Here is a 13,242-nt window from a genome sequence, read left to right as displayed (position 1 = left end):
CTATTGCCTCTTAAAGAAATAAGTACTATGATATTTCTCTTCAAGCAAGAATCTTTTAAAAGATTCCTTTGTTTGTACAATAACATCAGACGTGTTGACTAAGTGATAATGATCAACCATTTTCCTACTATTTAAAAAAAACAATAAGAAGCCGGACTTTCTCTGTAGCTCCTCCGTAAGAAGTTCGGTATACAGCCAATTATCCTTTGAATCTACAACCAACCGTTCAAAAAAGGGTATATCATTGGCCTCATGGCGATCCAACAAATAACGAATCGCCATCGGGTAAGCTACTGGTTCTTTCCGCAAATTCTCCTTTAAACTATACAAATATGATTTAAAAAACTCATGCACAATTTCATTCTTAAAGCTAGCTAAAATCCCAACAACACTTGGCTTCATTTCATCTGACACTTTACCACTTAACACCTGTTTCCCTATCTTATCTAACAAATCATCATTAAGTTCGCTACGGTTGAATGTCAGAGTTGCAACCGCATCCCTGCCAATAATTTTGTCCTCGCTATTCATATCATCGACAGCATGTTCAAGTTTACTGAATAATTCCTTACGCTTAGCAGCGAATTGTTCATTAACAATCTTAGCCACTTTTTCATCATAGCGTTCTTTGGCCACTTTCACTATATACCCATCCAAATTCCTTTCAACAAACACATCTTCAATTCTATTCTTTGCTTCTGCAGCCGCAATATCTTTCACATTACTTAACTCATTCAACGCCTCGCTTCTTGTCTGATCTACCTTCGCCTCAGTTCTTATCTTCAAAAATTCGATATTAGCAACAAGATCACCGGACTTCTTCTCCAACTTATCTTTTTCCTTTTCCAATTCATCCTTCATTTTATTCAATGAATTCTCCTGTCGCTCACGCTGTTCTTTCAATTCCTTTTTAAAGTCCTCACCGTTAGTTTGAACAACATAACTAACAACACCACCAAAGACAGTAATCAAAAGACCAATGATTGTCACACAATATTTAAAAAGGCTAATCAAACTTTCATAATGCTGCTTTTGATCATTAAAGCCATCTCCAGCATTATGCTGTGATTGCGGCACAGCTGGAGTGTTAGCACTTGGAGCGCTGGGTGGAACAGATTGCCCAGTATTAGCGATTTGAGACATAGCAGGTTAAATTTACTTTTTACAATTGATCAAAAATCAGTAATTCGATTCAGCCAAACCAAAAACTTTTTCTATCAACACTCTTGCTTCTGAAGACTTCAGAACTATTGCATCAGGTCTGATGTAGAACAATAGTCAATAACACTATGCAGTATGTTGTTTAGAGTACAGCAAATTAATAATTTAAGATCAATCTTCAATTAATCAGGCAACATCAGGGCAGAAACGCAACCAAAATCATTCTTCATTAAAGGCTCCAACAAAACGCTGCAACTAAGGGGCAATGTTTTCCAAAATAAAAAAAGGGGAAAAGAAGAAGGCAAAGGTAGCGCCATTCCATTCCCCGCTCCGGCTGAGCAAAAAAATTATTGGCTGCGAACGGCAGCCAAAATTTGTTTTGCCTGCTACGCGTTGAATGGAATTTAACCGCGCTACATCGGGCCTTTCTTTTTTCCCTTTTTTTCTTTTGGAAAAAATTGCTTTCACGGAAAAAAGGCTAACGATAAAATAAATAGTTATGCGTTCCTATTCTCTGAGATGCTACGACCCGATTAAAAAGAACGTTCCGCTTTGCGGCATCTTTCTGTTGTCGCGGGGTAAGAATTCCGGCCGGCCTTCTTTTGAGCCAAACGCGAATTGTTTGGTACTGTCCTGCGATCCGGCACACCTGTATTATTTCTATTGGCTGACCTATGGCCTGTGGTATACGGGCCGCTTTCGTCCGGTGCTGTGTGGCTCCTGTGTGGAATTGATCCGCATTGCCGATGCGCGCCGGGTTATTGATGCCCTGAATGTCAACGGCCATTTAATAGAGCCGCAACTTCCTGCACTTATCAAAGGCTTACAGCTGCAACAGAAGCTTACCAAACAGATTGAGAAGCTTAAATATTGCTACGTGTCGCTATTCGGAACTTTTAACCGGATGGAGGAATAACTGCGCGCCCTGCTGCCTTCCCTGTATTCACCAATCAATTACATACTATGTCAGTTACCGTATTAGAACCCATCGTATTTGAAGCCGTTGCCTATCAGTTGAAAAAGCCGGTTTCCCGCTCCCACAATCAGCTGATCCGTTACCCGGCCTGCATCGAAGCGGGGGCGGCGCTTATTGAAAAACACGTACAACACTGGATGTTATTAAATGAACTTTCCGTAGCTATTGGCAACTTGCATGACGGCGTTACGTTGGATGACCTGTATATCCCTTTAAAGTTTACAGGGGCATACCCCGGTATTACAGAAATGCAGCTTTATAAGTGGCTTACCTGTATCATTTCTAACATTGATCTGCACGCTATTGCAGAGGAGCGGGAACTAACCCAAGGGCAAAAAGACAGCTATTTTTTCCTGCAAGCTGTAACCGTTCAGGTAACGCAGTCTATTTTAAACAATACTCCGGAGTATCAGGCGGCGGAGTGGAACACCTTTAACAATCACTCCCCATTAAAACCGGTATCCAAAGCCAAGGCCGCTAAAGCCAGAAAAAACAGGAAGTATAACGACCGTTACCAACACAGCTTTATCGCAGCGGTAGAGATTACGACCTACACGAAAAACAACGATAAAGCCGCCGCGCTTAATGAATTCCTGCGTCATCCGCATATATCGGTAAGGAATACCGCCATTATGACTATTGCCCAGGTAAGACTAAAGGCCGCATTCTGGAAATAGCCCCCTTTTTACCACACTAAAAATTTCATCCTATGGCTTGGAGTGTATCAATTACACCGGAAGGGTGGCAGCTTATTTATAATGCCTGCCACGATCAGAAACGCACATTCCTTATCGGTGCCATCCGTGAACACGCCACACAAAACAAGGTGCGGGGCCGGAGCGGGTGGAGCCTTTATAAGCTTAGTACCGAATGCCTTGCTAACTGGGTGTATGAACTCATTCAGGAAACAGACACCTGCGACAATGGTGGGTTCAGATACTGGATAGACCCGAAAGGCTACTATAAAATCCCCATCGAAGAATAACACAATTCAACAACAATTAATAAACATCAAAAACAAACAGATCATGAAACACAATTATCATGAGCGTAAGCAGAACCGTATTGATTACGCCCAAAATCAGGCAGAAAAGAACATTGCGAATTCGGAAAAGCTTTGTGAAAAATCGCACGACATGCTACAGGTTATACCACCCGGCCAGCCGATTTTAGTGGGGCATCATTCCGAAAAAGCGCACCGCAGTTTACTGGCCCGTTCTGACAACGCTATGAGGGCATCAGTAGCAGCGGACGATAAAGCCAAGTATTACAAAGAAAAAGCAAAGGCCATTATAGACAATAAGGCCATATCATCCGACAACCCGGACGCACTACCACTGTTACGGGAAAAGCTGGAGAAGCTGGAGAAAGAGCAGGAACTGAAAAAGGCGATCAACAAGTTTATCAGAAAGAACGACGAGCAGGGATATATGCAACTATCCGGATCAACACCGGAGCGGTGGGCAAAGCTCAATACGCCTGACCGTGTGTTTGGAAAAGGTATACCATCCTTTGAACTAAGAAACCTGAATGCTAAAATCAACAATGTAAAACAACGGATCAGGCAGCAGGAAGCGTTAGAAAGTGTACAACAGGAAGAAAAGACGGTCAAGGACTGCACCATGATCGTAAACCCCGAAGTAGGACGCATACAGCTGCAATTTCCTTCTAAGCCGGTAGAAGCAGTACGCCAGAAGTTACGCGACCTGCGTTTCAATTACAGTTATACGCAATCAGCATGGCAGCGCTTTATAAATAATGACGGCAGATGGGCGGCTAAGACATTTTTAGAATGGTATAAAAACAATCCGGAGTAAACAACACTGCCCGCTACTGCATCCGGTGGCGGGCCTATTACAAATTCATCAAACATATTACTATGTCAACACTAATGCTAAGTTTTGAAGTGTTTGAAGCAATTGCCAGCACCATAGACCGGCAGCACGTTAAACACGGTCTGAACAAAATAACGTGGTTTGATTGCCGCGACCTGACCAGAAAGAAAATAAACGATCTGGTTACCACATGGTGCGACCTCAACGAATGGTCTTATGTCGCGGAATATAAAACCGAAGAAGAATTTAACACCCTCAGTGAATTATTAGACCTCACTATCTATTATACCGGCATCAGCGCAGTGCAGCTGTTCAAATGGTTAGGCGCGCTTATCTACAATATAGACATTGAACAGGTGGAAACTATGACCAGCATATCAGACGAACAGCGCAGCGCATTCAGCACATTACAGCAGATATACACGCAGCTTGCCAATACTATCGTGCATGATTCCGAAGAATATGCAAAAGCCTATTACAGCGATTACCCGGCGGAGCATAGAAATACTATCACAGCACACCCCGACAGAAAGAAGGGAACGAGAGAATCAAAGAAACCACAGTTAATAGAATTGACCATACAAGCCAATGTACAGGTACAAACCAAGTTGCCAAATTATGAAATCAGCAGGCAGATAACAGACCAGACTACCTTTTATTTCAACCTCCCGGCGCAAATAGAAGTGGTAAAGGTTGTCGATATGCAAACCAATGTGAAAGCAAGTTAGTACACCGCAGGCCCGGTCACGGGCCTGCATAATACACAGCACTATGCAAAAGAAAATCAGTGAAAGATATTGGTATAGCCTGAATCTGGTGGAACAAAATTATGTGAGGCAGCGCCTGAGCAGTGATACTATACCCGTCATTAAACTAATTATTAGTGAAGCCAGAAAGCAGCACCCCGGATTTACGCAGCTATACGGTAAAGGCTTTATAAAAACCGCCACCGGCGAAACATTGCTTTGGACGGGTGAAGACACCAGACGCTTTAAACAGTTACCGAAAACGCCTGCCGCAGAAGACGCGCCTATACATATATAGATGCGCGAACGGAAAAAATGGGGGATGCACCAATGAAATATTTTTTAATGCAATATCTAAACGAATGGAAACTATAAATATCACCGATCAGTTTGGAGGTGGCATGTACATAGGCTCTAACTGTATAGCCAAGGTGTACAACCTGACCTTACCCGAAATGCTGCTTTTCTTAAAACGGCCGTTGCCACCGGCAGCACATTGGAGTATTTACAACAACACCGCACATGAATACGTGAACGTTGAAAAACTACTGGCCATGACAGAGGAAGACAACCGGCTCACCGATCCGGTAGCCATTATAGCCGCCTCCCTGACTTATCACATTTTTGAAAAGGTAGATCACCTTACCGCCACACACCAGCAGAGCGCCGCCCTGATCGCCCGGTGGGCAGCTGAGGTATACCAGACTTATTACCTCAGCAGCACAGAACAGCCGCACCCGGCAGAAGATACCGGCTTTGAAACCTTCATCAACACATGCGCCGGGGAATATCTGGATAAGGTTTTTGGCACTGCCTTTTAATTACCTCACCACAAAACAGGATGGCACCCTTACAGCCAGTTCTATAATGGGAAACAAAATATCAGGCTCACAACAGACTAAATACATACTGTCAATTATTACACCGCCACTACTGGATAAACTCACACGTTCCATTGGCAGGCACCACGCGCGTAAGCGCCTGCACCGGTGCGCCCGGCAGTTATACCGCAATTATTACCTGAAAGCTGCCCGTAACCCTCCGGAGTGCTACAGCCTAATGCCAGCGGAAGAGCTATTTATACAACTGACTTTTTACCAGTTACAGGCGCTGTTATGACGCCCGCACACTAGCCATTTCGACCCTTGCCGTTCCATTAATCATTTCTAAAACAAATCTTATGTTGGAATGTTCCATACCACGATATAGCCGTCAGGCGAACAGCCTGCGCGAAGAAGCTACTGAATATATTTTTGATGAAACCGTACGCCGCGGTAGCATACAGTTCTATCTGCCGGAAGACATACGGCTCAATCCCCGTCTTTCTAAATACCCCAAATTCCTGTTTGAAATATCGCCCAGCCAATACATAGAGGCAATCATTCACACCATTGAATACGATACCGTAAAAAGGCACGTTGCAGTGCATGGCACCGCATTGAATAACCTGACACCGGAAGCTGTTACCCTGCCACTGGATCAGCTGCGGCTCACTCAAATTTTATATCTGGCCGATTACCTCAGTACCTATATGGATTTTCAGAAAATGCGCGAATCTAAAAAGGTGTATGCTTTTGCTTTTATGCAGCAACACCCGTATGATTTTCCCTTTCTGGCTTTGTTTGATAAAGAACCACAACAGGTGTTAAACGCCTATGAGTACAGTGAAAGGGTGTATATAGTCGAATACCTAAAAGACAAAATTAAAGATACCCAGGCCACCTTTATTGTTCTTACTGACTGGATGCAACCGGAATCAACCACGCTGAAAGGTGCCGAAGAAGCAGCATTTGAATTAATGGCGAATGAACTGGTAGAAGATTTTGAAGCGCCGGAAGAACCGGATTACATCACGCCACCACCTACAGCGGCAGAAATACTAATGCAAAAATTATTCGCGGGTTACACCGCATAACAAAAGGCTATAGCAATATAGCCTCCTTAAAACTTACAATATGTTGCAAGTAAGCATACCACGCTACACGTTGAAAACAGATAGCGTCAACAACAACGCATTAGAATACATCTACCAACAAGTGCGTGAGCATCGCACCATACAATTTTACCCTGCATCTGATATTACCCGCAAATCAGCAGAAGCAGGTTGTTTTCCAGAATTTATACATCCTATGCAATGGGAAAACACTTTTGAAATCGCCATCATTTACAAACTCAGTGAGGACAGCTGCGAAAGAGTACGACTCCACGGAATACTTATCGGAACCAGCTTCCCGAAAGAGGTATCTATTCCGATGACTTCTTTATCGCTAACACAGGCGTTAAGTCTTGCAGACTACCTTAGTACGTACTTTAGTTTTCAGGAAATGGTGGCAAAGCGAAAAAAGTACAGCCTTGCAAAAGCCAAGAAAAAGGATATGGCCGTACTGGCCGAGTTTGCAGCAGAATACAGCGACAGGATATTAAACATATACACCTATACCAAGGAGGTGGTAATTGTGAAATATCACCCGGAGGGCCAGAAAAAGAAAGCCAAAATGTTTATGGTAATGACCGATTGGGCAGACCCTGTTTGTTCAACACTGGCAGAAGCGGAAGAGAAAGCATTTGAGCATTTTTCGGATGTGCTGGTAAGACTACAGATCATTTGAGATGGAAGAAGAACCCGAGGACAAATAAAGGTCTAACCGTCTTCAACCCTGAACCTTTTTTGGGTAAACCTTTTTACGTAGCGTTTTTTATCAACCGGCTTTATTTCTTCTATTTTTGTAACAATGAGCTGACCGTACTTGACAGTTATTTCAACATTATCTCCGTTCTTAAATCCCGCCTGTTCCAGCCATTTGCCGCTTATACTAATCCACGGCATAAATCGATATTGCCAGTGCTTATTTCTATAACCCCACTTTTCTGCAACTTTCAATCTTCGTTTTTTGAATGCCTGATTCTGTTCCGTCATACGCCAAATTTAGAATAACGAAACAAAAATACACATATCATGCACAAATCATACACGATTCATTTATTAAAAGTCCTCATTTTAGACACAAATCATGCAGGATGTTTTGACGGCCAGTTTCTTTGTAACTATGATAACCGAACCACCATTTTCAACAGCAAAAAAGCTGATCGATTCAGGCCATATACAGAATATTAAGGACTTATTGGATACAGTACCAAAGACACGTTTAGCCAGGGCAATGAAGACTGCACCGGAGCGGTTTAACAAGTTGATAGAGAACCCGCCATTGTTCACTTTTGAGGATGCCTATAAAATTGCAGACTTGATAGGTGTTGATGAAAGAACTTTAGTCCTTATAATACATGAAGAAAAGGTTCGACAGCAACAATTTAAAGAGAAAGCCCAGAAAACAAAGACCAAGAAATAAACCGGTTTCAAGAATTAACCGGACACTAAATTTAGAAATTAAGCTTTAAACAACTGCCAAATATTGATACCCAGCGCTTCTGCGATTATAACAATACTATTAAATTTTATATTCTCACTTCCTCTTTCAAAATAACCGATAGTGGCTTTGTCAACACCAGACGCGACTTCCAAATCAAGTTGGGACCATCCCTTTTCAGTTCTAGCCTTCACGATGTTTTTTCCTAGCATCTTCTTTACACTAGCTAATCTCTGCTCCAAATCATAAGAATACTTTTCACTAATGCTAACCCTAAACTTCCCTTCAAAATCAAAAAAGCAGTAAACAGGCATCTTAAAGATATTAGCCAATCGTACTATTGTTCTAAGCTCAACACTTACTCCCTTCTCTAATCTGCTTATAACCGATGATTTGGTGTCAGGGCCACTGAATAATACATCAACCTCACGTTTAGTTTTGAATCCAGCCTTAACTCTTAATATACCAATTCTACGTCCGAGTAAGACTTGTTTCTCTTTTAAGTAATGGCTATCAGGCATTCAACTTTTGCCGGTAATATTTGCCCTATCGCACTAAATTTTTGAGGTCTTAATTATGCTTTTTAATGACAAAAGCATATATTTGGAGTAGAAAAATATTAGTCAAACCCGCAAACGAGGGTTACGGCTTTAGCTTCTCGCATCCAGAACGTGACAAATTCTACCGGCGAGGGTAAGCAAAGGCCCAACTTGCCTATCTTGCACCACGCAATAGGTGTTGGGCCTGCTTATACCGTCGGTAACTACCCCGCAAGGGGTAGAATGGGCTTTGTCACGGCCCTGGGTACGGATAGCAGGTTCCAACACTTATTGCATTGCTATAAGTGCCATTAAAGCTTCGACTACTATTTTCTTCCATTTAAAAACGTGACAATGCCTTTTCAGTCCACATCAATTGCATGTAAGCAACAGATATTATTATCCGATAAGTTACCGGCTGCGAAAGTATTTATCACCCATTCCCAATATCCCACCTTAATCAAAGGGCCAATTACCCAATTCCCCTGCAAGTTTCATAATCTGGTTTTCTTTCACCTTAATTAATAGTTGCCTTATGTACTATTCAGCTACGACTAACGGATCAGCGAAGGAAATAGAAGCAATGAAGCTTTTCCTTGCGATCATTGCTCACGAAGTAAAGAACACCTGTGGCGCAATACCTGCTTTATGTGATTTTGTGTCAAAAGGGAAAAGCCCTGAACTGCATTTACATGCAGCTAAGGTAGCAGCAACAAACACAGTTACCCTTGTTGATAATCTTTTAAGCAGTATCAAGTTGATGGACGGCTCTATTTTAATTGAGCCCGAAATGGAATTCGTAGAATTCGGTAAATGGATTACACCAATAGTAAACAGGTCAACAATATATGACCTGAATACTGAAAGGAAACTGATACTGAATATTCCTGACTACCTGCAATTTTGCCCGATCTACACGGATAAAAATCTCACAGAGCAGTTATTACGCAACCTAATAGTTAATGCCATTAAGTATAGCTTCTATGGAACCGCCATTGAAATATGGTGCGATTGCATTGGCCATACATTAATTATTAATGTCAACAATTATGGAACACCAATACCAGCTGATAAAGTCACTACCATTTTTCAGCCTTTCACGCAACTACAGAAAGGTTCCGCAGGTTCAGGACTGGGGTTGTTTATCAGTAAGCTTTTTACCGAAGCACTGGGAGGAACTATTACGGCGTCCAGTTCATCTACTACAAACCTAACATCATTTACCGTCACTATCCCTGATTGTATTAGTATTGGGAAAGAAGCACAGATCAGAGCATGATTCATTACCTATATATAAACATCACATACTTCTTTCTTCGTAAAGCCGGATCGCGTGACTTACGGGGCAAGTATCTGGTAACTACAGGTTCAACAAAACGAAAAAACCCGGAATCCTTACGAAACACATTCCGTTCAAACACTTCCAATAGCCTACAGCATAGTTTTCTACTATTTGAGATAAAATCGTTCTGCCTGAAGATTGGGCGGCACAAAAACGGGGATAACCTCATTAGGATAGTCCCCAAAAATTGAAGTACGTCTTCCCGGTATCGATCCGGGAAGTTTTTTAATTTTTTCCGCAGGAAAAACTAATAAACCGACAAAGCTCAGGGTAAAACCATGACTGTAGCCGATTTACGAATTCAACACTTTGCATATTACACCTCTGCAGACCACCTTTCTGATAACCGATAGGTGGTTTTCTATCAAGCGCGCTTCTTAACCAACACTGTTTGTTTCGGATACATTTGCCGCACCTTACCTTGTTGTTTTTTCAGATAGCGCATGACCTCAGACTGTAAAAAATACACCCTACCACCCTGCTTTGTAAACGGCAAACCCGTTTTCATCCATTCATGGAGGGTAACCAGCGACACGCGCAACATCCCTGCTATTTCCTTACGATTTAACAGCTGTTCCGGCTCCGTTATATTCAAACCGGTATCACCCTGCTGTAGCTGTTCAAAACACTCCTGAAATGCCTCCTTAATCCATCTTTTAATGTCAGCTTCTGTAGGAACCATAATCGTTTCCATAGGTTAATATTTAGGTTAGATAGCAACATTGCTACTTGGTAAACCTACATTAGCCCAAAGCCGATTTTTGACAGTTTAAGCGCAAGCTGGGATAAAAGGAAGTAAGGAAAACACCGATAAGGTTAACTAAATAGCCCGTAAGATCAGGCAAAGCAATAGTTGCAAAGAAGCGCCAGCGCCACCGTTAACCATACAACAACCCAACAAAAGCAGCATCACTAAAGCAATTGTAAAAACCCAGTTTATAACTAAAACAGCTTTTACGTCTTTAGCCGGGCCTTCACTTTCAAAGCCACGTTTTTTTATTTTAAGATTGCTTTTTTCAGTATTACTCCGCATCATACAGACAATTTTCAAAGCAAATTATCCGGCTGGATTGGAACAAAAAAGGTGTTTATTTTCAGTTTTGAAAATGGCGGAGTATTATATAACAGAAGTTCCGTCGGCAGACGCCTGTTATATAATACTGCCAGTTTTTTTGAAAACCCCAGTAAAATCAATGGTTTTACTATGGTTAGGGTAGGGTACCCTATTTTTTTCAATTTCCCTTTTCACCTTGCGCTTTTTTCGTTAAGCGGTCCTTTTATCAGGAAGGTTCAAATCAAACGTTACAAGCTTTTCCGCATGTTCTTTTACCACCGGCTTTTTAAAACTGGACAGGTAAATCTGAGTAGTAGTGATATTCTGATGGCCTAAAACACCTTTAATAAACTCTGTTGAGGCTCCGTTATACAATAAATGAGTCGCCATTGAATTCCGCACCATTTTGGTGTTACTGGGAAAATCCAGCTTTAGTTCTCCAAATATTTTCCGCATCCACCTGTTTGTTATTTTGATGGTATCCTCCAGCTTTATGTACTTATCCATATCATTCATTCCTTCCTCATAAAACGGGAAAATATAGTTATTGCCATCTTCGCCACGCGGGTTACCCCAACGCTCAATGATAGCCTTCATTATCTCATTTACATATACCACTATTTCTTCTGTTCTATCTTTAGCTGTCCTTTCAATCTTGGCTCTTTCAAAAGTTATATAATCCCCGACATACTGCGGATACCGTAAAAGGCACAAATCTTTCATGTTCATCCCGTTTCCAAAGTACATAAACAGCCACGCATCACGAGACAAAGCAGCCCATTCGCTGGTTGTTTTAAAGTGGTATACTGCTGGTATTACCGCCACATCAAAGGCATCCTTTGCATTCTTTTTAGAAGGGATAACATACTTATCCCTACCAAAAGGGAATTTACTTTGCAGAAATACGCCCTGTTTAATGGCTACTTTAATCAACCTCCGCAAGGTTCTTACCCAAATCCCTACAGAAGTAGCTTTGTTTTCCTCCTTCCCTTTCATCCAGCTTTCATACCCATTCAGGTAGGCTTCTGTAACCTGGGTAATCTCAATAATCCCCTTGTATTTGACAAGGGAGTTATAGGCAGACTGGTAAACGCTGGCAGTTTTGGTTTGCCTGTTCTTAAGCAGTTCAATAATGTACTTCTGGTAACAATAAAGCAAATTACCTTTTCTGGCACCTTCTTCTTTCAGGATTTTGAATCGCTTTTCGTATTGAGCCAGATCATCTACTTTAAATTTCACTTCTTCACCCCGGTTCTTAACTTTCGTACGGGCCATAAATTTGTTGTGAATTACAAAGGCTATTTCAAAGTTTTCAAAACTGAATTCATCCGTCTCCTGCAAATAATCCTGTAACTGAATTTCTAACTTTCTGATTCCATCACGAATGGTACGTAATTCTTCACGGAGGTTAGAGGCGTTCAATTTGTCCCAGTCACTTTTCGACAGGTTGTAAATAGTGGAATACGGCAGCGCCCTTCTTTCATAAGTTACCCAGACTTTCACGGGGTAGGTTCCATCTTTTTTAATCCGGCGATCATCTAACCGCACATTGTAGGTAATTGGCATGTTAACCAGTTTAAAGCGTTAATAAGACCAATTCCGCCTTTAGCACTGTTTGCAAACAGTTTGCAAACAGCCTCAAAGTAAACGGCATTCATCATGGTTATCTGAACTCAAAACTAAAAAACTTCCAACTGATTATCAAACACTTACAGTAAAGATGGATATAAGAATGGTTAAGCCCGGTAAACGTAGCCCTCTGACTTACAAGCAGAGGGTCCGCGGTTCGATCCCGTGTGCTCCCACAGAAAAAGCCTTAGCAGAAATGTTGAGGCTTTTTTATTGCCCCTCTTTCTCTCCCCCCACTATTCAACTTGATCCCTTGATCCGGTACAGTCTCCTCAATCATTCAGGAAGTAGTTGTTAATGATTGCAGGCAACTACTCATAAAAACTGTGTACACAAAAACAGAGGGAATGCTCAAACAAATGGCTGAAAGCTACTTTCAATAGATGGTAGTCTACACAAGAATAACCAAATGACAATTTCAACCGGCAACTGTGTCCCCTCCTGCAATTTTAAGGCAGTTACAAATAAAAAATGGGTACACAAAAGTGCACGGTGTGTACACACTTTTCGCTCTGGTGTACACACTTTCTCCTGGAGGGTACACACTTTCTCCTGGAGGGTACACACTTTCTCCTGGAGGGTACACACTTAACAT

General features: G+C 41.8%; 19 protein-coding genes. 12 read left to right on the top strand and 7 right to left on the bottom strand.

Annotated elements, in window-relative coordinates; all coding sequences use genetic code 11:
- Together IEY13_RS03490 and IEY13_RS03485 are read right to left on the bottom strand one after the other, a co-directional pair.
- The gene (locus IEY13_RS03490; RefSeq protein ID WP_188950563.1) at positions 1 to 1,143 is read right to left on the bottom strand and encodes a hypothetical protein; all 1,143 of its coding nucleotides are present in this window, start codon (positions 1,141 to 1,143) and stop codon (positions 1 to 3) included.
- A 273-nt stretch (positions 1,144 to 1,416) separates the two neighbouring features.
- Complete coding sequence (locus IEY13_RS03485) at positions 1,417 to 1,629, bottom strand: hypothetical protein (RefSeq protein WP_188950562.1); 213 nt, start codon at positions 1,627 to 1,629, stop codon at positions 1,417 to 1,419.
- Between the two features lie 31 nt (positions 1,630 to 1,660).
- Between IEY13_RS03485 and IEY13_RS03480 the strand changes: the two genes are divergently transcribed.
- The 10 genes from IEY13_RS03480 (at position 1,661) to IEY13_RS03435 (ending at position 7,327) form a co-directional block, all read left to right on the top strand.
- Positions 1,661 to 2,077, top strand: a complete 417-nt coding sequence (locus tag IEY13_RS03480; protein ID WP_188950561.1) for a DUF6943 family protein — start codon at positions 1,661 to 1,663, stop codon at positions 2,075 to 2,077.
- Positions 2,078 to 2,124: 47 nt separating this feature from the next.
- Positions 2,125 to 2,814, top strand: a complete 690-nt coding sequence (locus IEY13_RS03475; protein WP_188950560.1) for a hypothetical protein — start codon at positions 2,125 to 2,127, stop codon at positions 2,812 to 2,814.
- 32 nt (positions 2,815 to 2,846) lie between these two features.
- Entirely contained in the window at positions 2,847 to 3,122 is a 276-nt protein-coding gene (locus IEY13_RS03470; protein WP_188950559.1) for a hypothetical protein, read from the top strand.
- Positions 3,123 to 3,165: 43 nt separating this feature from the next.
- Positions 3,166 to 3,954, top strand: a complete 789-nt coding sequence (locus IEY13_RS03465; protein ID WP_188950558.1) for a DUF3560 domain-containing protein — start codon at positions 3,166 to 3,168, stop codon at positions 3,952 to 3,954.
- Between the two features lie 62 nt (positions 3,955 to 4,016).
- Positions 4,017 to 4,700 (top strand): hypothetical protein, encoded by a 684-nt coding sequence (locus IEY13_RS03460; protein ID WP_188950557.1) that lies wholly within the window; start codon positions 4,017 to 4,019, stop codon positions 4,698 to 4,700.
- 43 nt (positions 4,701 to 4,743) lie between these two features.
- The gene (locus IEY13_RS03455; protein ID WP_188950556.1) at positions 4,744 to 5,016 is read left to right on the top strand and encodes a hypothetical protein; all 273 of its coding nucleotides are present in this window, start codon (positions 4,744 to 4,746) and stop codon (positions 5,014 to 5,016) included.
- A gap of 64 nt (positions 5,017 to 5,080) precedes the next feature.
- Positions 5,081 to 5,539, top strand: coding sequence for a hypothetical protein (locus tag IEY13_RS03450; protein WP_188950555.1), 459 nt, complete (start codon positions 5,081 to 5,083; stop codon positions 5,537 to 5,539).
- 46 nt (positions 5,540 to 5,585) lie between these two features.
- Positions 5,586 to 5,837, top strand: coding sequence for a hypothetical protein (locus IEY13_RS03445; protein WP_188950554.1), 252 nt, complete (start codon positions 5,586 to 5,588; stop codon positions 5,835 to 5,837).
- A gap of 61 nt (positions 5,838 to 5,898) precedes the next feature.
- Positions 5,899 to 6,633, top strand: coding sequence for a hypothetical protein (locus tag IEY13_RS03440; protein ID WP_188950553.1), 735 nt, complete (start codon positions 5,899 to 5,901; stop codon positions 6,631 to 6,633).
- Between the two features lie 40 nt (positions 6,634 to 6,673).
- Positions 6,674 to 7,327 (top strand): hypothetical protein, encoded by a 654-nt coding sequence (locus IEY13_RS03435; RefSeq protein ID WP_188950552.1) that lies wholly within the window; start codon positions 6,674 to 6,676, stop codon positions 7,325 to 7,327.
- Between the two features lie 32 nt (positions 7,328 to 7,359).
- Here IEY13_RS03435 and IEY13_RS03430 read toward each other — a convergent pair whose 3' ends face one another.
- Entirely contained in the window at positions 7,360 to 7,635 is a 276-nt protein-coding gene (locus tag IEY13_RS03430; RefSeq protein WP_188950551.1) for a SymE family type I addiction module toxin, read from the bottom strand.
- A gap of 94 nt (positions 7,636 to 7,729) precedes the next feature.
- On the opposite strand from IEY13_RS03430, the gene IEY13_RS03425 reads away from it, so the two are divergent.
- Positions 7,730 to 8,065: a hypothetical protein gene (locus IEY13_RS03425; protein WP_188950550.1), complete on the top strand. Its 336-nt coding sequence runs from the start codon at positions 7,730 to 7,732 to the stop codon at positions 8,063 to 8,065.
- Positions 8,066 to 8,103: 38 nt separating this feature from the next.
- Here the strand turns inward: IEY13_RS03425 and IEY13_RS03420 are convergent, their stop codons facing one another.
- Positions 8,104 to 8,604 (bottom strand): helix-turn-helix domain-containing protein, encoded by a 501-nt coding sequence (locus IEY13_RS03420; protein ID WP_188950549.1) that lies wholly within the window; start codon positions 8,602 to 8,604, stop codon positions 8,104 to 8,106.
- Between the two features lie 553 nt (positions 8,605 to 9,157).
- Between IEY13_RS03420 and IEY13_RS03415 the strand changes: the two genes are divergently transcribed.
- Positions 9,158 to 9,901 (top strand): sensor histidine kinase, encoded by a 744-nt coding sequence (locus tag IEY13_RS03415; protein ID WP_188950548.1) that lies wholly within the window; start codon positions 9,158 to 9,160, stop codon positions 9,899 to 9,901.
- A 427-nt stretch (positions 9,902 to 10,328) separates the two neighbouring features.
- Here the strand turns inward: IEY13_RS03415 and IEY13_RS03410 are convergent, their stop codons facing one another.
- From IEY13_RS03410 to IEY13_RS03400, 3 genes are all read right to left on the bottom strand, one after another.
- A complete protein-coding gene (locus IEY13_RS03410) occupies positions 10,329 to 10,658 on the bottom strand; it encodes a helix-turn-helix domain-containing protein (RefSeq protein ID WP_188950547.1) in 330 nt (109 codons plus the stop codon).
- A 126-nt stretch (positions 10,659 to 10,784) separates the two neighbouring features.
- A complete protein-coding gene (locus IEY13_RS03405; protein ID WP_188950546.1) occupies positions 10,785 to 11,000 on the bottom strand; it encodes a hypothetical protein in 216 nt (71 codons plus the stop codon).
- A gap of 228 nt (positions 11,001 to 11,228) precedes the next feature.
- Positions 11,229 to 12,584, bottom strand: a complete 1,356-nt coding sequence (locus IEY13_RS03400) for a tyrosine-type recombinase/integrase (protein WP_188950545.1) — start codon at positions 12,582 to 12,584, stop codon at positions 11,229 to 11,231.
- Positions 12,585 to 13,242 lie beyond the last annotated feature (658 nt).

This window comes from Filimonas zeae, from assembly GCF_014641615.1.
GTDB classification, from domain to species: domain Bacteria; phylum Bacteroidota; class Bacteroidia; order Chitinophagales; family Chitinophagaceae; genus Filimonas; species Filimonas zeae.
This window is presented reverse-complemented; position numbering and strand designations above follow the sequence as displayed.